This window comes from Pseudoalteromonas sp. UG3-2 (assembly GCF_037120705.1).
Lineage (GTDB): Bacteria > Pseudomonadota > Gammaproteobacteria > Enterobacterales > Alteromonadaceae > Pseudoalteromonas.
Map to the genome: position 1 here is coordinate 522,570 of NZ_JAWLJU010000002.1, position 25,211 is coordinate 547,780.

General features: G+C 46.0%; 21 protein-coding genes. 17 read left to right on the forward strand and 4 right to left on the reverse strand.

What is annotated here, in order from left to right; all coding sequences use genetic code 11:
* Both uup and R3P39_RS05695 read left to right on the forward strand, forming a co-directional pair.
* Nucleotides 1-1,917, forward strand: a complete 1,917-nt coding sequence (gene uup / locus R3P39_RS05690; RefSeq protein WP_336566202.1) for an ATP-binding cassette ATPase Uup — start codon at nt 1-3, stop codon at nt 1,915-1,917.
* Between the two features lie 8 nt (nt 1,918-1,925).
* On the forward strand, nt 1,926-3,650 hold the full coding sequence (locus R3P39_RS05695; RefSeq protein WP_336566203.1) for a DUF3466 family protein: 1,725 nt from the start codon (nt 1,926-1,928) through the stop codon (nt 3,648-3,650).
* Between the two features lie 97 nt (nt 3,651-3,747).
* Here the strand turns inward: R3P39_RS05695 and R3P39_RS05700 are convergent, their stop codons facing one another.
* The gene (locus R3P39_RS05700) at nt 3,748-4,257 is read right to left on the reverse strand and encodes a DUF2062 domain-containing protein (protein ID WP_336566205.1); all 510 of its coding nucleotides are present in this window, start codon (nt 4,255-4,257) and stop codon (nt 3,748-3,750) included.
* On the opposite strand from R3P39_RS05700, the gene R3P39_RS05705 reads away from it, so the two are divergent.
* From R3P39_RS05705 to tcdA, 7 genes are all read left to right on the forward strand, one after another.
* Nucleotides 4,258-6,480, forward strand: a complete 2,223-nt coding sequence (locus tag R3P39_RS05705) for a DNA internalization-related competence protein ComEC/Rec2 (protein WP_336569247.1) — start codon at nt 4,258-4,260, stop codon at nt 6,478-6,480. It begins immediately after the preceding gene.
* A gap of 63 nt (nt 6,481-6,543) precedes the next feature.
* On the forward strand, nt 6,544-8,283 hold the full coding sequence (gene msbA / locus R3P39_RS05710; protein WP_336566206.1) for a lipid A export permease/ATP-binding protein MsbA: 1,740 nt from the start codon (nt 6,544-6,546) through the stop codon (nt 8,281-8,283).
* A 1-nt stretch (nt 8,284) separates the two neighbouring features.
* On the forward strand, nt 8,285-9,268 hold the full coding sequence (lpxK, locus tag R3P39_RS05715) for a tetraacyldisaccharide 4'-kinase (RefSeq protein ID WP_336566207.1): 984 nt from the start codon (nt 8,285-8,287) through the stop codon (nt 9,266-9,268).
* Nucleotides 9,258-9,455, forward strand: a complete 198-nt coding sequence (locus tag R3P39_RS05720) for a Trm112 family protein (RefSeq protein ID WP_336566208.1) — start codon at nt 9,258-9,260, stop codon at nt 9,453-9,455. The genes lpxK and R3P39_RS05720 overlap by 11 nt, the downstream gene beginning before the upstream one ends.
* A complete protein-coding gene (kdsB, locus tag R3P39_RS05725) occupies nt 9,443-10,198 on the forward strand; it encodes a 3-deoxy-manno-octulosonate cytidylyltransferase (protein ID WP_336566209.1) in 756 nt (251 codons plus the stop codon). Before R3P39_RS05720 ends, kdsB begins: the two co-directional genes overlap by 13 nt.
* A complete protein-coding gene (locus R3P39_RS05730; RefSeq protein WP_336566210.1) occupies nt 10,191-10,856 on the forward strand; it encodes a TIGR01621 family pseudouridine synthase in 666 nt (221 codons plus the stop codon). The genes kdsB and R3P39_RS05730 overlap by 8 nt, the downstream gene beginning before the upstream one ends.
* A 1-nt stretch (nt 10,857) precedes the next feature.
* Nucleotides 10,858-11,646, forward strand: coding sequence for a tRNA cyclic N6-threonylcarbamoyladenosine(37) synthase TcdA (gene tcdA / locus R3P39_RS05735; protein WP_336566212.1), 789 nt, complete (start codon nt 10,858-10,860; stop codon nt 11,644-11,646).
* A gap of 116 nt (nt 11,647-11,762) precedes the next feature.
* Here tcdA and R3P39_RS05740 read toward each other — a convergent pair whose 3' ends face one another.
* The 3 genes from R3P39_RS05740 to R3P39_RS05750 form a co-directional block, all read right to left on the reverse strand.
* Nucleotides 11,763-12,170 (reverse strand): SufE family protein, encoded by a 408-nt coding sequence (locus R3P39_RS05740; RefSeq protein WP_336566213.1) that lies wholly within the window; start codon nt 12,168-12,170, stop codon nt 11,763-11,765.
* Between the two features lie 2 nt (nt 12,171-12,172).
* Nucleotides 12,173-13,387, reverse strand: coding sequence for an aminotransferase class V-fold PLP-dependent enzyme (locus R3P39_RS05745; RefSeq protein WP_336566215.1), 1,215 nt, complete (start codon nt 13,385-13,387; stop codon nt 12,173-12,175).
* Nucleotides 13,388-13,489: 102 nt separating this feature from the next.
* Complete coding sequence (locus tag R3P39_RS05750; protein ID WP_336566216.1) at nt 13,490-14,776, reverse strand: citrate synthase; 1,287 nt, start codon at nt 14,774-14,776, stop codon at nt 13,490-13,492.
* A 416-nt stretch (nt 14,777-15,192) separates the two neighbouring features.
* Here R3P39_RS05750 and sdhC point away from each other — a divergent pair, with 416 nt between their 5' ends.
* The 8 genes from sdhC (at nt 15,193) to sucD (ending at nt 25,064) form a co-directional block, all read left to right on the forward strand.
* Nucleotides 15,193-15,570, forward strand: a complete 378-nt coding sequence (sdhC, locus tag R3P39_RS05755; RefSeq protein ID WP_336569249.1) for a succinate dehydrogenase, cytochrome b556 subunit — start codon at nt 15,193-15,195, stop codon at nt 15,568-15,570.
* The gene (gene sdhD, locus R3P39_RS05760) at nt 15,561-15,908 is read left to right on the forward strand and encodes a succinate dehydrogenase, hydrophobic membrane anchor protein (protein WP_336566217.1); all 348 of its coding nucleotides are present in this window, start codon (nt 15,561-15,563) and stop codon (nt 15,906-15,908) included. The genes sdhC and sdhD overlap by 10 nt, the downstream gene beginning before the upstream one ends.
* Nucleotides 15,909-17,681, forward strand: coding sequence for a succinate dehydrogenase flavoprotein subunit (sdhA, locus tag R3P39_RS05765; protein WP_336566218.1), 1,773 nt, complete (start codon nt 15,909-15,911; stop codon nt 17,679-17,681).
* Between the two features lie 10 nt (nt 17,682-17,691).
* Complete coding sequence (locus R3P39_RS05770; RefSeq protein WP_336566219.1) at nt 17,692-18,411, forward strand: succinate dehydrogenase iron-sulfur subunit; 720 nt, start codon at nt 17,692-17,694, stop codon at nt 18,409-18,411.
* 84 nt (nt 18,412-18,495) lie between these two features.
* Nucleotides 18,496-21,309: a 2-oxoglutarate dehydrogenase E1 component gene (locus R3P39_RS05775; RefSeq protein ID WP_336566220.1), complete on the forward strand. Its 2,814-nt coding sequence runs from the start codon at nt 18,496-18,498 to the stop codon at nt 21,307-21,309.
* Between the two features lie 10 nt (nt 21,310-21,319).
* Entirely contained in the window at nt 21,320-22,852 is a 1,533-nt protein-coding gene (gene odhB, locus R3P39_RS05780) for a 2-oxoglutarate dehydrogenase complex dihydrolipoyllysine-residue succinyltransferase (protein WP_336566222.1), read from the forward strand.
* A 173-nt stretch (nt 22,853-23,025) separates the two neighbouring features.
* Nucleotides 23,026-24,192 (forward strand): ADP-forming succinate--CoA ligase subunit beta, encoded by a 1,167-nt coding sequence (gene sucC / locus R3P39_RS05785; protein ID WP_336566224.1) that lies wholly within the window; start codon nt 23,026-23,028, stop codon nt 24,190-24,192.
* On the forward strand, nt 24,192-25,064 hold the full coding sequence (sucD, locus tag R3P39_RS05790) for a succinate--CoA ligase subunit alpha (protein ID WP_336566225.1): 873 nt from the start codon (nt 24,192-24,194) through the stop codon (nt 25,062-25,064). Before sucC ends, sucD begins: the two co-directional genes overlap by 1 nt.
* The last annotated feature ends 147 nt before the right edge of the window (nt 25,065-25,211 follow it).

The window sequence follows — 25,211 nt, forward strand, 5'->3', positions numbered from 1 at the left end:
ATGGACTTAATTCGTATAGCGAAAGCTCAGCTGGCATTTGGCTCCCATCCAATTTTGGACAACGCCGATGCTGTGATTGAGTCAGGTGAGCGGGTGTGTATTGTCGGACGCAATGGCGCTGGCAAATCGACCCTGTTAAAAGTATTAGATGGTCAAGTGCAGCTGGACGATGGTGAAATCAACCGAGTTGGCAGCTTAAAAGTCTCACGCTTAGAACAAGACCCGCCAAAAGGGGCCCATGGCTCCGTGTTTGATTATGTCGCCAATGGTTTACCAGAAGCGGCAGAGTTACTGATTGAATTCCATGATATTAGTGAGCAGCTGCAAAACAATCAGTCGGATAAGCTGATGGCACAACTGGAGCGCTTAACCCAACGCCTTGAAGCGGAAGACGCATGGCGCTTCGAGTCGCGGATAAAGCAGGTGTTAAGTCAACTACAGCTTGAAGCCAATATGCGCCTAGAATCGCTTTCTGGTGGCTGGCTGCGCAAGGTGGCATTGGCCAAAGCTCTGGTGAGCGACCCGGATTTATTATTACTTGATGAGCCCACCAACCACTTGGACATGCAAAGCGTTATTTGGCTGGAGCAATTTCTTAAGGAATTTAAAGGTGGCATCGTGTTTATTTCTCACGACCGTGCCTTTATTCGTGCCATGGCCACGCGCATTCTTGACTTAGACCGCGGTAAACTGGTTTCTTATCCAGGCAACTACGCCCAATACCTTGAGCAAAAAGCCCACGACTTAAAAGTGGAAGAGCAGCAAAATGCTTTGTTCGATAAAAAGCTAGCCGAAGAAGAGGCTTGGATCCGTCAAGGGATCAAAGCACGGAGAACGCGCAATGAGGGCCGTGTAAGGGCGTTAAAAGCTTTGCGTAACGAGCGCAAACAGCGCATCGAACAACAAGGTAAAACCGATTTCAATATTGAAACCGCCGACCGCTCTGGCAAGTTAGTATTTGAAGCGCAGCAGCTCAATAAAGCGTTTGGTGACAAGCAGATTGTCAAAGACTTTTCGACCATTGTGATGCGCGGCGATAGAATTGGTTTGGTGGGGCCCAATGGTGCTGGCAAAACCACATTATTAAAGCTTATGTTTGGCGATATTGCTGCCGATGCGGGCAAAGTGAAGCAAGGCGTTAATCTAGAAGTGGCGTATTTTGATCAGTACCGTGAGAAGCTCGATGAAGAAGCAACGGTACAAGACAACGTTGCAGAGGGCAAACAAGAAGTGATGATGGGCGGGCGTTCGCGTCATGTGCTGGGCTACTTGCAAGACTTTTTATTTCCGCCCGCTCGAGCTCGTACCCCGGTTAAAGCCTTATCGGGTGGTGAAAAGAACCGTCTACTGCTGGCAAAACTGTTTTTGAAGCCCTCCAATATTATTGTACTGGATGAGCCGACCAACGACCTCGATATCGAAACCTTGGAACTATTAGAAGAGATCCTAAACCAATATCAGGGCACCGTATTGATTGTCAGCCACGACCGTGAATTTATTGATAATACCTGTGGCGCTGTATGGGCGTTTGAGGGCAATGGTCAGGTGACAGAGATAATCGGTGGGTACAGTGACTTTGAGCGTTACCAACAAAAACGTGACGCGCAACGCAAAGAAGCTGAAAAAGCCCATCAGCAGAAACAAACGCCGGTTACTGCCAAAAAGAGCCCTGCTAGTGGGCGCTCTAATAAGCTCAGTTACAAATTAAAACTTGAATTAGAGTCTCTGCCAAGTAAAGTAGAGGAACTTGAAGAGGCGGTAAGCAAACAACAAGAACTGGTCAGCGATCCAGACTTCTTTAAACAAGACCAAGAAACTACCCATAGTGCATTGAACCATTTGGCTGAGCTCGAGTCGAATCTGGAAGCCGCGTTTGAACGCTGGGAAGAATTAGAAGCATTGCAAAATCAGCAGTAAGGATTAAGATGAAATTTAAACTTTTAGCCGCGAGTGTCGCTGTTGCGCTTTCACAACAAGCAGCGGCTGCTACGTATCAGCTAACTGAATTACCTCGCCACGATAACAGTAAATACAGTTATATAACCGACGCCAACGAAGCTGGCGATATTATTGGTCATGCTTCTAACCTGTTTGGTGTGAAAATTGATGTGTCGTATATTGACTTTGAAGATAACGACATTAAAAACGAATACGAGAGCTTCAAGGATCGCTTAGAAAATATTGATGAAGAAATCACCTTCACGCTAGCGGATATAGAAAACAACAATGCTGCTAACACTGATGCTCAGGCGCATGCTTTTATGTTGTCATTCTTGGGCGCTAGAAAAACAGTTTCTTCGTTTCAATACCAGCGGGTAATTACTTCTATCTCATTGAGTTTTACCAACAATAGCGCCGAGGAGTTTGTTGTATTTGATCAGCAGTCGCCAGACTACGAGGGCCTAACCCGCTCGGTACAAAATTTCTTGACCAGTGTCTCTGAAGACGGTGCTATTGCTGCTTGGGGCAGTGCTCCATTTGAGAAAGTCACTTTTACTCCAGAAGGGGAAGATGAAGAGCAAACTTACTTTGTTCGTGATTGGAGCCAACGAGGTGTTGTGATTGCACCATCCGGTGAGCGTGTTGAGTTATTGCCAGAGACCAATGAGTACGGTGGTATTGCCAAAGCCACCGATATTACTCAATTGCCAAACGGTGGTTATATTGTGGTTGGGCAAAGCTCTACGGCCTTATCACAAAATGCCCAAGAGTCGATTGACGAAAACTGTGACGGTGTGGATGAGCCCATTGCTGTATGTATACAAAGGCTAGGGAATATTTATCAGCTACGCGCTTATCAGTGGACGTTAGACAACAATTTTGTAGTAACTGATACGGTTGATTTAGGCTTGGCTTTTACTCCAGATGAAGACGACGACAGTACCTACTCGAGCATTGCCATGGCAGTAAATAATAACGGCTTGGCAGTTGGCTACTCGCCGGCTCGCAGACAAAGCGATGATGCATTGCTACGTTATGAACAAGCGGTTATATACCAAGATGGCGAGAGCAAAAGAATAAAAGAAGTTGAATATTATAGTGAGTATAGTCAAGCTATTGATGTCAATGATAATGGCGTCGTAGTTGGCATTGTTGGACGGAAAAACTTAAGAACTGGAACCCCTCTCGATACTGTAGGTTTTTACTACGATACCCAAACTGATACTTACAATACTATTCCAAGCTACTTTGAGGGAGCGGAAGTCAAAATAACTGACATCAATAACAATGGCTTTGTTATTGGTCAGGCAGAGGTTGAAAAAAGTGGTTCTAACCGTCGACGTGAAGCTTTTGTTTACGAGATAGGTACAGAGGCGTCCATCAACCTCAATACACTGTTGCCTTGTCGTAGCGATGACTTCCCTTATACAGTCGCAGAAGCGGTGAAAATTACCGATGACAACAAAATTTATGCTATTGCCACCAAAACCGTAGAAAGACGCAACAGCTTAGGTGAAGTTGAAACCAACAGTAACGGTGAGATTGAGTATGAGTCAGTGAGTTTGCCAGTACTACTTACCCCTATTAGTGGTGAAGTAGAAGATTGTACTGCACCGGAAGCTGAAACCTACGAGCGTAGCTCTGCGAGCTGGTCGTGGTTGAGCCTATTGGCCCTGCCATTGGTTATGTTAAGACGCAGACGCAAATAGCTTTGCTCAGAAAAAACAAAAAAAGCCCATCGGGGCTTTTTATGTTTTTAGTTATACTGAACTATGCTTATAGCTCACTGAATTAAGCAACTTGGTATTAACTTTGACCACGGCCTTGCCAAGCTTTATTTACTGATCTACGCCATAAGAAGTCGATACCAAAAAAGCCAACAAGGGCAGCTATGCTGGCACAGATTAAGGAGCCAGTAATAAACGCCGGGCCAATGGTAGACAAGCTTTGCGCTAGCCACTCCCAGCTGGCTTCAAAATGAAACGGCTGGCGCTCTTGGCCTAAAGCAAACACACCAACAATGTAAGAGCAGTAGAAGATTGGTGGCATGGTCAGTGGGTTGGTGATCCACACCAAGGCAATAGACAGGGGTAAATTTACGCGAAATGGAATCGCTAAAGCCGCTGCTAATACCATTTGAAAGGGGACAGGGATGAACGCAAAAAATAACCCAACCGAAAAAGCGCCACGCGCCGAGCGGCGATTTAAATGCCAGAGGTTGGCATCGTGCAACAAACTACCAAAAATTTTAAGTGATTTCTGTTGCTTGATTTTGTTGTGATCGGGTAAAAAGCGTTGAATCGTTTTTTTCGCCATTTGCAGCTGCCATCTACGTCAGTTCTAATTTGCTTAGGAGTATGCCTAGGGTGCTGTTTTGGCGTTTTTTTCCTCGATAATTGGAGGACAGCGTTTGCCTGCCTAAGCCTGTATCTCTTAGGCCGTTATTCTAAGCTTTTTTACACCATATTGGCAGGGTTTATTTTAGGCATTTTGGTGGTATTGGCCCATTATGTAATTTTTTATCACCATGATCTTAACGTTATCGAAGGCTCAGCAACCACTGAAGTGGTTGGCACTGTAGTTAAGGTCGATACCTCACCAGCAGGACAAACGTGGCTGGTCGATGTAGCCGCCATTGCTGAAAAACCATTACCTTGGTGGCGAACTTCACTGGCAAAGCTTTACAGTCAACAACCTGAACAGCAGGTTACCCCTGGTGATCAAGTCACTTTAACAGCCAAATTAAGACACTTTCGCAGCCGCATTAATATCGGACTTTTTAACCCTGAATTACATGCATTTCGCAAAAGGGTGTTATTTAAAGGCAGCATAACTAGCGTGACTAGGGTACTTAACACCCGGAGTTGGCGACAGGACTATCGTGTTGAAGTAGCCCGTATCATGGCGTCATTCCGCTACGGCTGGTTATACTATTTATTGCTCACCGGCGATACCGCCTTAGTTGACTACCAAAACAAACAACAATTTCGTGAGCTGGGGCTCAGTCACTTATTGGCCATTTCAGGGCTGCACATTGGCATTGTCTTTATGCTGGCTTTTTCCATCATTAAATTAGTCAGCTACTGTGTGCAACCCGTACTTTCTCAGCGGGTTAACCTGCATCAGTTTTGCTTACTGTTTGCGTTACTATTAAGTGCAGCTTATGTGGTGGTGTGTGGTTACAGTGTTTCAGCCTCAAGGGCGTTATTTATGGCAGCTTGTGGGGTTGTTATCTATACCTTTGCTTTGCCCATGTCATCACTGAAAGTGTTATTGTACGCCTTAACTGCAGTATTATTTTTTAACCCTTTTGCTGTCTTAAACCCAGGTCTCTATTACTCCTTCATTGCGGTTGCTGTATTACTGGCTACGGTAACCATGTGGCAACATGGCGGCAAAAAGTGGGGCTTGCTGTTGCTTTGCCAAGCAATGCTATTTGTTCTATTAATGCCACTAAACCTCTTTTATTTCGCTGGATTCAGCGTGATTGCACTGTTTGCGAATCTGTTGGTGATCCCTTTGGTTTCTGTGCTGCTCTTTCCGGCACTGTTACTGCAGCTAATACTGGGATTTTACTTGCAACTGCATTGGCCGCTTAGTTGGCTGGACCAAGGCCTTGCTTGGTTACTAACAGGCTTAGCTGAGTTTCCGTATCCTTGGCTTGAGAGCCGTGGTATTGATGCTCAATTAGTGGCACTGTGTTATCTGTCGTTACTGCTGCTTTGGCTGTTTCGCCATTATTGTGCTTTGCTACCACTGAGTTGTTATATGGTTTTTACGCTGGTGAGACCCCAGCCAAGTTGGCAGGTTGATTTTTTTGATGTCGGTCACGGCACAGCGGTACTGATCAGTCAGCAGAAAAATGGCATTTTGTATGATATTGGCGCAAAATATTTTGGCTTTTATTCGATGTTTGAGTTTGTCATTAAACCCTATTTAGTGCGCAATAACATTGCACTGCATCACACCATTATTAGCCATGATGACGGCGATCATAATGGCGGACTCACAGAGCTCAAAGCGTACGATAACGGTAACTCACTCGCTTATTTTCATGGTCATGAGCCACAGCCAACACTTTGTCAGCAAACCCAGCTGCACTTCGGTACTCTGCATCTTAGCAGCTTTCGAGCGCAGCAAAGTAACAACGACAACAACAATTCGTGTGTGCTGCGGGTTAGCGACGGCACCTTTACCGTGTTACTACCGGGCGACATAGAGGCTGCAGCTGAGCAAGATTTAGTGGCGCGGCAACAGCATAAGTTAGCTGCGGACATTCTCCTAGCGCCACATCATGGCAGTAAAAGCTCGTCAACCGCAGCCTTTATTGATGCAGTTTCTCCCACTCAGGTTATTTTTTCCAGTGCCTTTCACTCGCCATGGGAGATACCTGCAATGGAAATATTGCAACGCTACAGGCAAAGGCAGATAAAAATTCACGATACCGCCCAACATGGCCATATCCGTGTGGCGATTTATAACGACAAAGTGGTGGTAGAGCGAGCAAGAAACAAGGAAAATCACTGGTTTCTCAGATAATTCATTCAGTTTTGCTGATTTGAAAGTTACAATATCGCTTAACCAGAACAACAGAGGCTGGCAATGCAACCAACCGACAGACAAATATACGCTAGACTTTTTAGTTATGTGAAAGAATTTAAGCTCGCAGCCATTTTTGCAGTAGTGGGTATGATAGGCTATGCCGCGATGGACGCCTCCTTTGTTGCTTTGATGGACCCCTTTATCGACGAGGGCTTAACCGCAGGCAATCGCGATGTCTTGAAACTAGCGCCATTTGTGGTAATTGCCTTGGTGATAGGACGGGGTGTATTCAACTATATGGCCTCCTACTGTTTATCTTATGTTGGTTCACAGGTAGTAAAAACGCTTCGTCAGCAATTATTTGAGCATATGCTGTATTTACCGGTGTCATTTCACGATCAACATTCGAATGGCGAACTGATTTCAAAAATTACCTTTGATACTGAGCAAGTTCAGCAGGCCGTTACCCGTGCATTGCAGGTGTTGATCCGAGAAGGGGCCTTTGTACTGTTTTTATTGATCACCATGTTTTATGCCAGCTGGCAGTTATCTTTGATCTTTTTGGTGATTGTGCCAGTGGTTGCGGTAATTGTGACTGTGGTCTCAAAGCGCTTTAAAAAAATCTCAAAAAATATCCAAGATGCCATGGGCGAGGTGACGAAGGGCTCCGAGCAGATGATGTCAGGGCATAAGGTCATTCATGGCTTTGGCGGTCAGGATAAAACCATTGCCCACTTTGCCAGCGTTAATAATCATAATCGCCAGCAACGGGTCAAAATGGATGCCACCAAAGCATTAAGTGTTTCTGTGATCCAAATTATTGCCGCCAGTGCCATGGCGGTGATCTTAGCGATTGTCGCCATGCCATCAATGATCGATAAAATTTCATCAGGCACTTTTGTGACGTTAATAACCTCGATGATGATGATGTTACGGCCACTAAAACAATTGGCCAACGTCAACAGTGATTTGCAGCGGGGGATCTCTGCTGCGAACAGTGTATTCAGTATTTTAGATTTAGACAAAGAGCGCGACCAAGGCGAGCTTAACATCGAACGCGCTAAGGGCAATATCGACATCAAAGGCTTAACTTTCACCTACCCAGGTAAAGACGAGCCTGTCATTGCTGATATGAGCCTAAATATCGCGGCAGGACAAAGCATTGCTCTGGTCGGGCGCAGTGGCTCGGGGAAGTCGACCCTGTCGAATTTATTACCGCGATACTATGATATTGATGACGGCGTGATTGAATTAGATGGCGTAGATATTCAGCACTACAAGTTAGCTGATTTGCGTGCGCAATTTGCCATCGTTTCGCAGCAAGTGGTGCTATTTAGCGACACCATCGCCAATAATATTATGTATGGCTTAACGCAGCCGCTAAGCCCTGAAGCGTTGGAAAAAGTCGCTAAGCAAGCTCATGTTTGGGAGTTTGTTAAAGACTTGCCGGATGGCTTAAACACCATGATCGGTGAAAACGGTATGATGCTCTCGGGGGGGCAACGTCAGCGTATCGCCATTGCCCGTGCAATCGTGAAAGACGCGCCAATTCTGATCCTAGATGAGGCCACCTCGGCACTAGACACTGAGTCTGAGCGTTTTATCCAAGAAGCCTTGCAAGAGTTAATGCGTGACAAAACCACCATTGTGATTGCTCACCGTTTGTCCACCATTGAGCATTGCGATTGTATTTATGTGTTGGATAAAGGCCAAATAATAGAGCAGGGCAAACATCAGCAGCTGCTCGCTCAACAGGGCATGTACCATGCTTTGTGCAAAATGCAGTATGGTGGCCAATAACATGGCAAAGTGGCTGGAGCAAAACTGGTTTAAAAAGGTTAATCTGTTAACTCTACTATTATTGCCTCTGACATTGCTGTTTTTTGGGATCAGCACACTGAGAAGGCAACTGTATCGCATTAAGGTGCTTCGCGCCTACCAAGCGCCAGTGCCGGTATTAGTGGTGGGTAACATCAGTGTTGGCGGCAACGGCAAAACACCTTTCGTTTTGTGGCTTGTGCCATTTTTGCAACAGCTCGGGTTTAAGGTCGCTGTGATCAGCCGCGGCTATGGTGCTAATCCGCCTATTACGCCTTTTCTAGTGACCGCTGAGACCGCCACTGAACAAGGGGGAGACGAGCCTTGTTTATTGGCGCAGCGTTTGCGCTGCCCGGTAATGATAGGCGCAGACCGTCAAGCCAGCATTAAAAAGCTGCTAGCAGAGCATGACGTCAATATCATTGTTTGTGATGATGGTTTACAGCACTACCAGTTAGCCCGTGATATAGAATTTTGCATCATCGACAATCAACGTCAATTTGGTAACGGTCTAGTGCTACCAGCAGGACCGTTGCGAGAGCCAATTAAACGTACGCAGCAGGTTGATTTAGCCATTTATAATGGCGGCACAGAGCCATTATCGTATAGTTTAGAAGGGCAAGGTTTTTATCGCGTTAAAGATGGTAAGCCTGCAGACAAAGTGGCAATAACCGGGGTCTCGGTGTGTGCCATTGGCAATCCAGCCCGGTTCGAGAGCAGCTTAGAGCAAAATGGCATTACCCTCACTGAAAGGCTGCATTTTGCCGATCACTATGCCTATAAAGCCGATGATTTCGAGTCGCTGGGAGGAGAAGCCATTTTTATGACCGAGAAAGATGCGGTAAAGTGTAAATCATTTGCAAAAGACAACTGGTATTACCTAAAGGTAGATGCCAAACCCACACCGGCACTTTATGATGCGGTGGTAAACTTATTAAAAGAGAAAGAGATCAGACATGGCCTTTGACAGCAAACTATTAGAAATTATCGCGTGTCCTGTATGTAAAGGTAAATTAAGATACGACAAAGAAAACCAAGAGCTAATCAGCACGGCGGCAAAACTTGCTTATCCCATTAAAGACGATATTCCGGTATTACTGGAAAACGAAGCGAGGGAGCTGAATAGCGATGAGGTTGAGCAGTGGAATTCGTAGTCGTTATACCAGCGCGTTTTGCTTCCAGCCGCTTACCTGGTAAACCGCTCGCCGACATTGCAGGCAAACCCATGATCCAAAGGGTGTATGAGCAAGCGAGCCAAAGTGGCGCGAAAAAAGTCTACATCGCGACCGATCATGATGCTGTCTATCAAGCCGCGCTGGGTTTTACTCAAGATGTCATCATGACACGTGAAGATCATCAGTCAGGCACAGAGCGATTAGCGGAAGTTGTTGACAAACTCGCTCTGGATGAACAGACGGTAGTGGTGAACGTTCAAGGGGACGAACCTTTGCTGGAACCCGCTAACATTACTCAGGTGGCGACACTCCTTGATGATGCAGAGGCGCCGATGGCAACCTTAAGTGTTGACGTTGCTGATGTTGAAGAGGTACTGAACCCCAATGCGGTGAAAGTAGTGGCTGACATTGCTGGTAATGCGCTGTATTTTTCCCGTGCCAGCATCCCATTTCAGCGCGACAGCATGATGACAGAGGATAAAACGCAGCTGAATGTTGCTCATTTCCAGCGCCATGTGGGCATTTATGCCTATCGTGCAGGGTTTATTAAAACCTATTTAGATCTTTCTCCGTCTCCTTTAGAGCAGCAAGAATCGTTAGAGCAACTGCGAGTGTTGTACCATGGCTATAAAATTAAAGTGGCTAAAGCGCAAAAGCCAGTCCACGCCGGGGTAGATACACCGGAAGATTTACAACGCGTGCAAGAGATATGGCATGGCTGAGTTTGCGATCATAGCCCAGCACAGTGATTTTGTTGTTGCCCATAAGCCGGCAGGTGTGAGCTTTCACAGCGAGCAACAAAGTGGTTTTGTGGCGCTACTGACCGAACAGTTAGGTTATCCGTTATTCCCGGTACACCGCCTCGATAAAGTCACCTCTGGGCTTATTTTGCTGGCCAAATCCAGCGCCGCTGCTCGGCAGTTTACGGCATTGTTCAGTGCTCGAGAAATTGATAAATACTACCTGGCTTTGATCACCGCTAAACCGAAAAAGAAGCAGGGCTGGGTAAAAGGCGACATGGCCAAATCTCGCCGTGGTACGTATAAATTAACTAAAACCAAATTAAACCCAGCAGTAACACGGTTCTATTCTTGTGCCATTGCGCCAAACCTTAGAGCTTGCATTGTCAAACCGTATTCCGGCAAAACCCACCAGATAAGGGTAGCAATGAAAAGTTTGGGCGCGCCGATACTAGGTGATGTTGCTTATGGTGGCGATAAAGCCGATCGCACTTATTTGCACGCCTATTGCTTAGAGTTTGTCTGGCAAGGGCAACAGCACAGTTATCACGCCTTACCAGACAAAGGCGAACACTTTGCACAATTAACAGCAAACGAAATTTTTTCCAGTTGGCAGCAGCCAAACAAGCTAGAGTGGTAAAATGACTGAATCAAATAGAGCGTTACGATTTGGCGGTATTGGTCGTTTATATGGTAACAAAGAACTGCATGCACTAGAGCAAGCACATTTTTGCGTTATTGGCATTGGTGGTGTAGGAAGTTGGGCGGCAGAGGCCCTAGTTCGTACTGGGGTGGGTAAAATCACCTTAATCGACATGGATGATATTTGTGTAACTAATGTCAATCGCCAGCTTCATGCTGATAGCAATAGCATTGGCCAACAAAAAATTGAAGCCATGAAAGCCCGTTGTTTGGCCATAAACCCTGATTGTGAAGTAACTCTCATTGATGACTTTTTAATGCTAGACAACATTAGAGAGTATATCCAAGGTTTCGACTATGTTATTGACTGCATTGACGCGGTGAAGGAAAAAGCGGCGTTAATCGCACATTGTAAACGCAATAAAATACCAATTATCACCACAGGTGGTGCTGGTGGCCAAACTGACCCCAGTCAAATCCAATATGGTGACGTGGCCAAAACCACACACGATCCCTTGCTGGCCAAAGTACGTTACCTGTTACGCAAGCAATATAACTTTACCACAAACCCTAAGCGTAAGTTTGCAGTGGACTGTGTCTATTCAACTGAGCAGTTGGTGTACCCAAGTAGCGATGGCACAGTGTGTAAAATGAAACAGCAAGCCGAAGGTGGTAAGAACATGGACTGTGCCACAGGTTTTGGCTCCGCAACCATGGTGACGGGAAGTTTTGGCTTTTACGCAGCGGCCAGAGCTATTCAAAAATACCTGATAAAATCCGTTAAGTAATACATTTAGAGCGTAATAAAAAACGGGCCCCAACGTTTGGGGCCCGTTTTTTATTTCAGCGGTAAGTGTCTACAACAAGCCAGTAATGTACCTCGCTGGCTTGATGTGTAGTGTGTTTAATCGCACTGTTTAGCTGCCAATTGTATCTGCTCGACAATAGCCCTAATGCCATTCCCTCGAGAAGGGCTTAAGTGAGCAATAAGACCCAGCGATTGAAATAAGCCATAGACATCGGTTTGAGCTGCTTGTTGCGGAGATTTGCCAGCAAAAGCGGCAATAATGATGGTTAAAAGGCCCCGTACAATACGGGTATCTGAATCGGCCATCAGCACCATCTGCTGTTGGCTGTCATCGAGTTCAATATACAACCAGACATTACTATCACAGCCAGACACTAATGCCGATGGCACTTTCAACTCATCAGGCAGGGCGGGCAGTTGTTTGCCCAATAACATAATTTCGCGATATTTCGCCTGCCAACCACTGCAGGCGGTTAATTTTTCTGTGATGGTAGTGATGTTCATTATTAATCTATCAGCTCTATTGTTGATTTTAGCGCACTAATAAATTGCGCAATATCCTCTTCATTATTATAAAAAGCCAGGCTTACTCTTACCGTGCCGTTGAGGTTTAGTTGTTTCATCAAAGGCTGGGCACAGTGATGGCCACTGCGTACGGCAACGCCATAGGTATTAAGCAAGGTCGCCATGTCATAATGGTGCTCGTTTTTGTAATTAAAGCTAATCACACCGGCGTTATGGTGGCGATCACCATAGATTGCGATGCCAGGAATTTGTTCCATTTCTGCTAATAGCTTGCGATACAGCTGTTGCTCGTATTGGAATAGCGCGTCACTATCTATCTGGTTGAGGTATTCAAGTGCCGCAGCAAACGCGATAACACCGGCGATGTTTGGGGTGCCCGGCTCAAATTTAGCGGGCGCCGAGCGGAACGTGGTTTCCTCAAATGTCACCGTTGCTATCATTTCCCCACCAGTTTGATAGACCGGTAAGGCATCGAGTTTGTCATAGCGACCATACAGCCCACCAATACCAGTAGGGCCAAGCGCTTTGTGGCCAGAGAAAACATAAAAATCACAACCAAGCTGGCGCAAATTAGGGCGCAAATGCAGTAATGATTGAGCACCATCAACGACGGTGGTGATCCCTAGTTGCTGACAGCATTGTATTAGAGCGTCTATGGGCTGAATATTTCCCAATGCGTTAGACACATGGCCAATCGCTAAAACGTCTGGCTGATGTTGCTGCAGTAATGCCAACGAGCCGGCTAAGTCTAACTTGCCTTCCTCTAGCATGGGCAACACCAGTAGTTCAGCACCGCTGCGGGCACAGGCCTGTTGCCATGGCACTATATTAGCATGATGTTCGAATGGGCTAATCACCACCTTGCTTTGCTCGGTAAATTCAGCACTTAAGCTACTGGCAAGCAAGTTGATCGCGGCCGTTGCACCACTGGTCCAGACGATCTCTTTGCCATCAACATGAAAAAAATCGGCAGTGAGTTGGCGAGCATTTTCGTAGCTAGTTGTCGCACGCTCACTGAGTGTGTGTAAACCTCGATGTACATTTGAATTCTCATACTCATAAAAAGTTTTTATGACATCGATAACCTGAGCCGGCTTTTGCGTTGTGGCGGCGGAGTCGAAGTAACATAGCCTTTGGTCATCGAGCTTTTGCTCTAAAATAGGAAAGTCTTGGCGCAACGATTGTATAGTAGTCATAACATACCTGAGGTGATTTGACGGCGGGATTTTAGCGAAATCAAGGCGAGAATAAAACAAAAAAGGCCGCAACAGCGGCCTTTTTTAATCTTGATACTAAGACTATCTGTCGTCGTGACCTTTGTAGTCGCGAGCTGTGTAGCCTTTGTATAGCTGACGAGGACGACCAATTTTGTGGCCTGGCTGCGACAGCATTTCATTCCAGTGTGAGATCCAACCAACAGTACGAGACATGGCGAAGATAACCGTGAACATGCTAGTAGGAATGCCGATAGCTTTCAGGATGATACCTGAGTAGAAATCAACGTTAGGATAAAGCTTCTTCTCAACGAAATACGGGTCTTCAAGAGCGATTTGTTCAAGCTTCATCGCTACGTCTAGCAATGGATCTTGAATGTTAAGCTCTTCAAGTACTTCGTGACACGTTTGACGCATTACCGTAGCGCGTGGGTCGAAGTTTTTGTATACGCGGTGACCAAAGCCCATTAGGCGGAATGGGTCGTTCTTGTCTTTCGCTTTAGCGATGTACTCGTCAATGCGATCCACAGAACCGATTTCTTCCAACATGTTCAGACATGCTTCGTTCGCACCACCGTGAGCTGGTCCCCATAGAGACGCAATACCAGCAGAGATACAGGCATATGGATTAGCGCCTGAAGAACCCGCTAAGCGTACAGTAGACGTTGACGCGTTTTGCTCGTGGTCAGCGTGAAGCATAAAGATTTTGTCCATTGCTTTTGCAAGCACTGGGTTCACTTTGTAGTCTTCTGCAGGCACAGAGAACATCATGTGTAAGAAGTTTTCTGCGTAGCTTAAGTCGTTACGTGGGTATACGAAAGGCTGGCCAACGTTATACTTGTATGCCATCGCCGCGATGGTTGGTAGTTTTGCAACCAACTTAATAGCACAACGCATGCGCTGTTCTTCGTCTGAAATATCAAGGTCTGAGTGATAAAACGAAGACAATGCACCAACCACACCACATAGCATAGCCATAGGGTGAGCATCGACACGGAAACCCTGGAAGAAGGCAGCGATTTTCTCGTGCATCATGGTATTGCGAGTAACTTCATCAGAGAACTCGGCTAGTTGTTCTTTGTTTGGTAGCTCACCGTTTAGAAGTAAGTAACAAAGCTCAATATAGTTTGAGTTTTCAGCTAGTTGTTCGATTGGATAACCGCGATGAAGCAGCACACCCTTGGCACCGTCGATGTAGGTGATCGACGAGTCGCAAGAAGCAGTCGACATGAATCCTGGGTCATAAGTGAATAGGCCGTGAGCACCGAACGAACGAACGTCTACAACGTCTTGACCTGCAGTACCTTCGTAAATTGGTAACTCAATCGGATCATGACCATCAATGTGGACTGTGGCTTTCTTATCTGCCATCTATTTGTCTCCTATTTAATAACAACATTCTGATTGTTATGTTGTGATACTAATGTTAAGCAAATTCAGATCATTCTAACTTATAAACCGGGTAAGAAGTCAATTTTTCTGAGATTTATGCATATATGTATAATAAATATTCTATGGCGATTAAATATTAGACCATTCGCTAATTCGCAAGCTTCTCAATCTAAACAAGAATTGTAAAAGGGCGGATAGCCTTATATACTGTCAACGGTTTTATACCGTATCGTCTGTGGGTAAACCTATTTTTACATCAATTTTTTACACTCCAGTGAACTTTTTGGTGTCCTAATTGGTTTATCTAGAGTGTGCCATCTACATTGCACTATGTAGGTGGGTTTCATAAAAACAAGTAGATGAGCTCCTTTGTGAGCAAAGATGGGCAAGTAACTGTGAAAAAGCAAAGACCTGTAAATCTAGATCTTACGACTATATCTATGCCGCCAACGGCTAAGGCGTCGATTCTACACCGTGTCACCGGTGTGGCATTCTTCTTCGCTTTGACCTTTGTGATTTGGGCTTGGGCTGAATCACTCTCTTCACCAGAAGGTTTCACGTTCGTAACCGAACTGATGACCGGCTTCATCGCGAAATTCATCGCGTGGGGTACCCTAACTGCATTGTCTTACCACATTATCGGTGGTATCCGTCACATGATTCAGGATATGGGACACTGGGAAGAATTAGAATCGGGCAATAACAGCGCTAAGATTGCATTGGCAATCTGGGTTATCGTAGCAATTCTAGCTGGAGTGTGGATATGGTCTTAAATCAAGCGACTCTAAAGCGTGATGGCGTACAAGACTACGTCTCACTGCGTGCAACTGCGTTAATTATCCTTGCATATGCGGTATTTATCGTAGGTTATCTTCTTCTTACCCCTGAGCTAACGTACGAAGCGTGGAGCGGGTTGTTTTCTAACCTAGTTATGAAAGCAGCAACCATGATCACTTTGGTGTGCATTATGGTTCATACCCGTATTGGTTTGTGGCAGGTACTAACGGACTATGTTAAAGGCGCCACTATGCGTTCAGTACTGAGCTTTGTATTAAACCTGATCGCATTAGCTTACGTAGCTATTGGTCTCTTTGTTTTATGGGGTGTTTAAGTGAAATATAACGTACGCGAATTTGACGCAGTAGTAGTAGGTGCTGGTGGCGCTGGTATGCGCGCGGCCCTAGCTATCTCAGAATCAGGTAAAACCTGTGCACTAATTTCTAAGGTATTCCCAACTCGTTCGCACACGGTATCGGCGCAGGGGGGTATCACCGTTGCGCTAGGTAACTCGCACGAGGATAACTGGGAATGGCACATGTACGATACGGTTAAAGGTTCTGATTACATCGGTGACCAAGACGCTATCGAGTACATGACCAAAACCGGCCCAGAGGCAATCACTGAGCTTGAGAACATGGGTTTACCATTCTCGCGCTTTGAAAATGGTCGTGTTTACCAACGTCCTTTCGGTGGTCAGTCGAAAAACTTTGGCGGTGAACAAGCCGCTCGTACTGCTGCTGCAGCGGACCGTACTGGTCACGCATTGCTACACTGCTTGTACCAACAGAACGTAAAAAATAACACAAATGTATTCTCTGAATGGTACGCATTAGACCTAGTTAAAAACGACAAAGGCGATGTGGTTGGTGTTACAGCAATTGATATTGAAAGCGGTGAAGTGGTTTTCTTCAAATCAAAAGCGGTAGTACTTGCAACCGGTGGTGCTGGTCGTATTTATGCATCTACTACCAACGCGCACATCAACACTGGTGACGGTGTGGGTATGGCTGTTCGCGCTGGCATTGGCATGCAAGACATGGAAATGTGGCAGTTCCACCCAACCGGTATCGCAGGCGCTGGTACATTAGTGACTGAAGGCTGTCGTGGTGAAGGTGGTTACCTGTTAAACAAAGACGGTGAGCGCTTCATGGAGCGTTATGCCCCTAACGCTAAAGACCTTGCAGGTCGTGACGTTGTGGCCCGTGCAATGATGACAGAAATCCGTGAAGGTCGTGGTTGTGAAGGCCCTTGGGGTACGCACATCAAACTTAAGTTGGATCACCTAGGTGCAGAAACTCTAAACTTACGCCTACCTGGTGTATGTGACTTATCTAAGACGTTTGCCCACGTAGATCCGGCAGAAGAGCCAATTCCAGTTATCCCAACATGTCACTACATGATGGGTGGTGTACCGACCAACGTTCATGGTCAGGTACTGGATGTCAATGAAGCGGGCGAAGAACGTATTGTTGAAGGTCTGTTCGCCGTTGGTGAAATTGCCTGTGTATCGGTACACGGTGCAAACCGTCTTGGTGGTAACTCACTGCTTGACCTTGTGGTATTTGGTCGTGCTGCAGGTAACTTCTTAGGCACTTACCTAAGCGACTTTGAGTCAACTGGCGATGCTACGGCAGACGACGTTGATCAGGCACTAGCGAGATTCAATCGCTGGGAAAGCTCTGAGAAAGGTAAGGGCGAGGATCCTGTGCAAATCAAGAAAGATTTGCAAGAGTGTATGCAGCTTAACTTCTCGGTATTCCGTGAAGGCGACGCTATGGCCGATGGCCTGAAAGATCTTAAAGAGATCCGTGAGCGTCTTAAGCATGCCCGTTTGGACGATAAGTCAAGCGAGTTCAACACTCAGCGTATTGAGTGTTTAGAGCTAGATAACCTGATGGAAACGGCTTTCTCAACTGCGGTAGCTGCAAACTTCCGTACTGAGAGTCGTGGTGCGCACTCGCGCTTTGACTTCCCTGAGCGTGATGATGAGAACTGGCTATGCCACTCAATTTATCACCCGCAGTCTGATGCGATGAGTAAACGCGAAGTAAACTTTGCGCCGACGACTCGCGAAGCGTTCCCACCTAAAGCACGTACATACTAGGAGCTAAGCGATGGCAACTTTAGAATTATCTGTTTATCGTTATAATCCTGATGAAGATGCAGCACCGCGCATGCAAGACTACACTCTAGAGGTAGAGGAAGGTCGTGACATGATGGTGCTAGATGCTCTGATGCAGTTAAAAGAGCAAGATCCATCTTTATCATTCCGCCGCTCATGCCGTGAAGGTGTGTGTGGTTCTGACGGTGTAAACATGAACGGTAAAAACGGTCTTGCTTGCATTACGCCTATTTCAGCATTGCAAAAAGGCGGCAAAGGCAAAATCGTTGTACGTCCATTACCGGGTCTTCCGGTTATTCGTGACTTGGTTATCGACATGAGCCAATTCTACACGCAATACGAGAAGGTTAAGCCGTACCTAATTAACGACAAGCCAACTGGTGGTGAAGAGCGTTTACAGTCAGTTGAAGACCGTGAAAAGCTTGACGGCCTGTACGAGTGTATTCTTTGTGCTTGTTGTTCAACGTCTTGTCCGTCTTTCTGGTGGAACCCAGATAAGTTCATCGGTCCTGCTGGCCTACTTCACGCTTACCGTTTCTTGGCTGATAGCCGTGATACGGCAACCGAAGAACGTCTTGCAGACCTTGATGATGCATTCAGCGTTTTCCGCTGTCACAGTATCATGAACTGTGTTAGCGTATGTCCTAAAGGCCTTAATCCGACTAAGGCAATTGGACAAATTAAATCAATGTTGTTAAACCGTTCGGTATAACACATACTACTAGCTAAGATGGCAAGCATTAGCTTGCCATCTTGTTTTCGTTTAAGTTTCTGCGCTAGATAAAAGGGCTAATAAATGCACGAAGGTGTGATGAAGGCATGGCTAGAATCTTCGCACTTGTACGGCGGTAACGTCGCATACGTAGAAGATCTATATGAGGCGTATCTAGACGATGCAGCTTCAGTGCCAGAAGAATGGCGAGAGGTGTTTGATCAACTGCCAAAAGTTGATGGGGTGGATGTTGATGCAAAACATTCAGAAGTAAGAGCGCAATTTGCTGAACTTGCTAAAAACAAACACAAAGAGGTCGTGGTATCGGCAGAAGGTGCTGCTGACGCTAAACAAGTTAAAGTTCTGCAGTTAATTAACGCATTTCGATTCCGTGGTCATCAAAACGCAAACCTCGATCCCCTTGGGATTTGGCAAAGAGAGCGCGTTCGTGATTTAGACCCGAGTTTTCACGATTTAACTGATGCAGACCTAGATAAAGAATTTAACGTTGGCTCTTTTGCTTGTGGCAAAGAGACAATGAAACTGAAAGATTTGTATGCTGCCTTAAAAGAAACCTATTGTGGTTCGATTGGCGCAGAGTACATGCACATCACCTCAACGGAAGAAAAACGTTGGATCCAACAACGTTTAGAGTCCACCTTCGCCAAGCCTCAGTTTGACAAAGAAACGAAACTACGAATTTACAAAGGCCTGACGGCAGCAGATGGTCTGGAAAAATACCTAGGGGCTAAGTTCCCAGGTGCTAAGCGTTTCTCACTTGAGGGTGGTGATGCCCTAGTACCAATGCTGAAAGAGCTGATGCACCGTGCTGGTGAAAGCGGCCAAGAAGAAGCGGTTATTGGTATGGCCCACCGTGGGCGTTTGAACGTGTTAGTTAACGTCTTAGGTAAAAACCCGCAGGAGCTATTTGACGAGTTCGCTGGTAAATACGGCGAACAAGCCGGTTCTGGTGACGTTAAATACCACATGGGTTACTCTTCTGACTTTGGCACTAAGGGCGGCAACGTTCATATGGCCTTGGCCTTTAACCCGTCTCACCTAGAGATTGTTAATCCAGTGGTCATGGGTTCAGTTCGCGCTCGTCTCGATCGTTTGAATTGCCAAAGTGGCTCCAAGGCATTACCTATTACGATCCATGGTGACTCAGCGATCGCTGGACAAGGTGTTGTTCAAGAAACATTTAACTTATCGCAAACTCGCGCTTATGGCGTTGGTGGTACAGTGCGTATCGTGGTTAACAACCAAGTTGGTTTCACCACCTCTAAACGTGAAGACACGCGTTCAACAGAGTACTGTACCGACATTGCGAAAATGGTTCAGGCGCCCATTTTCCACGTTAATTCTGACGATCCAGAAGCCGTTGCGTTTGTTACTCAAGTGGCATTGGATTACCGTAACAAATTTAAGCGTGATGTGGTTATTGACCTAGTTTGTTACCGTCGTCATGGTCACAATGAAGCGGATGAGCCAAACGCAACTCAACCGTTGATGTACCAAAAAGTGAAGAAGCACCCTGTACCGCGTCAGCTTTACTCTGAGCAGCTGATTAAAGAAGGGGTGATTTCGGAAGCAGAAGCGAAACAAATCTCTGATGACTACCGTAATGGCCTAGATAAAGGTCAGTGCGTTGTGGAAGAGATCCAAAAAGAAACTAAGCATTCTTCGGATTGGTCTAAATACGTTGGCCACGATTGGGATACGCCTTACGAGCCAAAACTTGATGTTGCTAAACTCAAGGAACTTGGTGAAAAGGTTGCTAGTTACCCAGACAGCCATAAAGCGCAGTCTCGCGTTAAAAAGATTTATGACGACCGCAAGGCCATGGCTAAAGGCGACAAGCCACTGGATTGGGGTATGGCCGAAACCTTGGCCTACGCAACCTTAGTCGAAGAGGGCACAGACGTACGCCTTACAGGTCAAGACTCAGGTCGTGGTACTTTCTTCCACCGTCATGCGGTAGTGCATAACCAAGAAGACGCATCAACTTATTTGCCACTGCAACACATCAGTGACAACCAAGGTGTGTTTGAAGTCTATGACTCAGTGCTTTCTGAAGAAGCCGTCTTGGCGTTTGAATATGGGTACGCTACGGCGGAACCAACCTCGTTGGTACTTTGGGAAGCGCAGTTTGGTGACTTTGCCAATGGTGCTCAGGTTGTATTTGACCAGTTCTTGAGCTCTGGTGAGCAAAAGTGGGGCCGTTTATGTGGCTTAACCATGTTGTTACCTCATGGCTATGAAGGTCAAGGTCCAGAACACAGTTCAGCGCGCTTAGAGCGTTATCTGCAATTGTGTGCAGACCACAACATGCAAGTCTGTGTGCCAACGACGCCAGCGCAAGTGTATGCTATGCTGCGCCGTCAATCGGTACGTCCATTACGTCGTCCACTGATTGTACTAACACCAAAATCACTGCTACGTCATCCATTGGCGGTATCTAGCCTTGAAGAGCTTGCCGATGGCGTGTTCCACAACATGATTGATGAAATTGATGACATCAACCCTGAGAAAGTGGAACGTGTTGTATTCTGTAGCGGTAAGGTGTACTACGAACTACTGCAAGAGCGTCGTAAGCAAGAACTAGACAATGTTGCTATTGTCCGTGTTGAGCAACTGTATCCGTTCCCTCACAAAGAGATGGACGAGATCATGGCTCGCTACCAACACGTTAAAGATTTCGTATGGTGTCAAGAAGAGCCGCAAAACCAAGGTGCTTGGTACTGCTCGCAACACCATTTCTGGGAAGCCATTCCATCAGGTGCTAATTTATCTTACGCTGGTCGTAAAGCGGCAGCAGCGCCTGCTTGTGGTTATATGTCTACCCATACTAAAGAACAAAACGCGTTAATTGCTGACGCTTTAACAATTAAGAAATAAGGAATAAGAGATGACAACCGAAATCAAGGTGCCTGTTCTTCCTGAGTCTGTTGCTGATGCAACGGTTGCCACTTGGCATGTAAGCGTTGGCGATAAAGTGACTCGAGATCAAAATCTAGTTGATATCGAAACTGATAAAGTGGTTTTAGAAGTTGTAGCACCAGAAGATGGTGTTATAACTGAGATTTCCGAAACTGAAGGGGCTACGGTTCTTTCAGATCAAGTAATCGCGCAACTGGGCGAGGCCGATGATGCTGGTACTTCTGACTCATCAGACTCATCGAAATCAGAACCAGAGCAAAGCAAAGAAGAATCAGCCGCGTCAGACCCGACGCAAGCATCAGAAGGTAAAGAAGTGGACATTAAAGTACCTGTACTTCCTGAATCAGTAGCAGACGCTACCATTGCGACTTGGCACGTACAGCCAGGCGAATCTGTTAGCCGTGACCAAAACTTGGTTGATATTGAAACCGACAAAGTGGTTCTTGAAGTAGTTGCACCAGATGATGGTGTGATGGGCGAACAAATCCATGGCGAAGGTGAAACTGTTCTTGCTGATCAAGTGATTGGTAAAGTGGTAGCGGGCAGCGGTTCTGCACCGGCATCGGCGCCTGCAGAAGCGAAGCAAGAATCAACGTCTTCTGACTCTGACGAAAACTCAGATGTGTTAACGCCGTCAGTACGTCGTATGATTGCTGAGAAAGGCCTAGATGCGTCTAAGATCAAAGGTTCAGGTAAAGGTGGTCGTATCACCAAAGAAGACGTGGACAACTTCTTGAAGTCAGGCGCTAAGTCTGAATCAAAGCCAGCAGCTTCTAGCACTACTACGGCACCAGTAGGTGAGCGTACGCAAAAACGCGTTCCAATGACGCGTCTTCGTAAGACCATTGCTAACCGCCTACTTGAAGCGAAGAATTCAACTGCAATGTTGACCACTTTCAACGAAGTAAACATGAAGCCAATCATGGATCTTCGTAAGCAATACAAAGACGTATTTGAAGAGCGTCACGGTATTCGCTTAGGCTTTATGTCTTTCTACGTGAAAGCCGTAACTGAAGCACTTAAGCGCTTCCCAGAAGTGAATGCGTCAATCGACGGTGATGATATCGTTTATCACAACTACTTCGACATCAGCATCGCGGTATCTACGCCACGTGGTCTTGTGACTCCAGTACTACGTGACTGTGATAAGCTATCGGTTGCTGAAATTGAGAAAGGTATTCGTGAATTGGCACTAAAAGGTCGTGACGGCAAACTTACCGTTGATGACATGACTGGTGGTAACTTTACAATCACCAATGGTGGTGTATTTGGCTCGTTGATTTCAACGCCTATCATCAACCTACCGCAGTCTTCTATCTTGGGTATGCACAAAATCCAAGAGCGTCCAATGGCAGTAAACGGCAAGGTTGAAATCTTACCGATGATGTACTTGGCACTGTCGTACGATCACCGTCAAATTGATGGTAAAGAGTCGGTTGGCTTCTTAGTAACAATCAAAGAGTTGCTTGAAGATCCAACGCGTCTTCTACTCGACGTATAATGTTTGTTTAAAGAATAAGCTGTATGCTCGCATACAGCTTTTTTTTTGCGCCTTTGGTCTAAGTGGGGTTTTCATAGCAAGCCTTGGGATCTATACTATGAGCGCAATTTGGGATAGCTGATTATTTGCATAAATATTCAGCTTTTTTAGTATAAAAAATTGGATAAAGCATCATGAATTTGCATGAGTATCAGGCAAAACAACTTTTTGCCGAATATGGTCTACCTGTATCAGAAGGCTTTGCTTGTGATACACCTCAAGAAGCAGTTGAAGCTGCTGGTAAAATCGGTGGAGACAAGTGGGTTGTTAAATGTCAAGTACACGCTGGCGGCCGTGGTAAAGCGGGCGGTGTTAAACTGGCAGACAGCAAAGACGAAATCCGCGCATTCGCTGAAAACTGGTTAGGCAAAAACCTAGTTACTTACCAAACAGACGAGAAAGGTCAGCCAGTTGCTAAAATTTTAGTAGAAAGCTGCACTGATATTGCAAATGAACTATACCTAGGTGCCGTAGTTGACCGTGGAACACGTAAAGTTGTGTTCATGGCATCGACTGAAGGCGGTGTAGAAATCGAACAAGTTGCAGAAGAAACGCCTGAACTAATTCACAAAGCTGAGGTTGATCCACTAGTTGGTCCTCAGGCTTATCAAGGCCGTGAGCTGGCGTTCAAACTTGGTTTGAACCCAACGCAAGTTAAACAGTTCACTAAGATCTTTATGGGTCTTGCGCAAATGTTCATCAACCATGACTTCGCGCTACTTGAAATTAACCCATTAGTAATCACTGATGAAGGTAACCTTCACTGTCTTGACGGCAAAATCGGTGTTGATGGCAACGCGTTATTCCGCCAGCCTAAAATCCGTGAATTCCACGATCCTTCACAAGAAGACGCACGTGAAGCACACGCGGCAAGCTTTGAGCTTAACTACGTTGCACTAGACGGTAACGTTGGTTGTATGGTTAACGGTGCAGGCCTTGCGATGGGTACTATGGACATCGTAAACCTACACGGCGGTAAGCCAGCTAACTTCCTAGACGTTGGTGGCGGCGCAACGAAAGAGCGTGTATCAGAAGCATTCAAGATCATCCTTTCTGATGACAACGTGAAAGCAGTACTCGTTAACATCTTTGGCGGTATCGTACGTTGTGACATGATCGCAGAAGGTATTATCGGTGCGGTTAAAGAAGTTGGCGTAAACGTACCAGTAGTTGTACGTCTTGAAGGTACTAACGCGGAAGCTGGTCGTGAAGTACTAGCTAACTCAGGCCTTGACATCATTGCAGCTGAGTCTCTAACTGACGCTGCTGAGAAAGTAGTTGCTGCTGCGGAGGGCAAATAATGTCTGTATTAATTAACAAAGATACTAAAGTAATCTGTCAAGGTTTCACTGGTGGTCAGGGTACTTTCCACTCTGAGCAAGCTATCCAGTACGGTACACAAATGGTTGGTGGTGTTTCTCCTGGTAAAGGCGGCACAACTCACCTAGGCCTACCAGTATTTAACACAGTACGCGAAGCGGTAGAGTCTACAGGTGCAACGGCATCTGTTATCTATGTACCAGCTGCTTTTTGTAAAGACGCTATCCTTGAAGCGATCGACGCAGGCATCGAGCTAATCGTTTGTATCACTGAAGGTATCCCAACACTTGACATGGTTGATGTTAAGGTGAAGTTGGATGAAACGGGCGTTCGCATGATTGGTCCTAACTGCCCAGGTGTTATCACTCCAGGTGAAACTAAGATTGGTATCATGCCAGGCCACATCCACAAGCCAGGTAAAGTAGGTATTGTATCACGTTCTGGTACACTTACTTACGAAGCGGTTAAGCAAACTACAGACGCAGGCTTCGGTCAGTCTACGTGTGTTGGTATCGGTGGTGATCCAATCCCAGGTACTAACTTCATCGACGTGCTAGAAATGTTCGAGAAAGACGACCAAACTGAAGCAATCGTGATGATCGGTGAGATCGGCGGTACTGCTGAAGAAGAAGCGGCTGAATACATCAAGCACAACGTAACTAAGCCAGTGGTTTCTTACATTGCTGGTGTTACAGCTCCTCCAGGTAAGCGTATGGGTCACGCTGGTGCAATTATCGCAGGCGGTAAAGGCACAGCTGACGAGAAGTTCGCAGCCCTTGAAGAAGCAGGCGTTAAAACAGTACGCTCTCTTGCAGAAATCGGTTCTGCACTAAAAGAGAAAGCAGGCTGGTAATTGATTTAACAATCAATTGACGCTAAAAAGGCTCCTTAGGGAGCCTTTTTTGTGGCTAACTATTAGCGCAGACAATGAGCAAATTCAGTTTATACCAATTCGCTTAATTAAGTGGTCTATTTGAGGCAAGAAAATTCTGTCGATAAC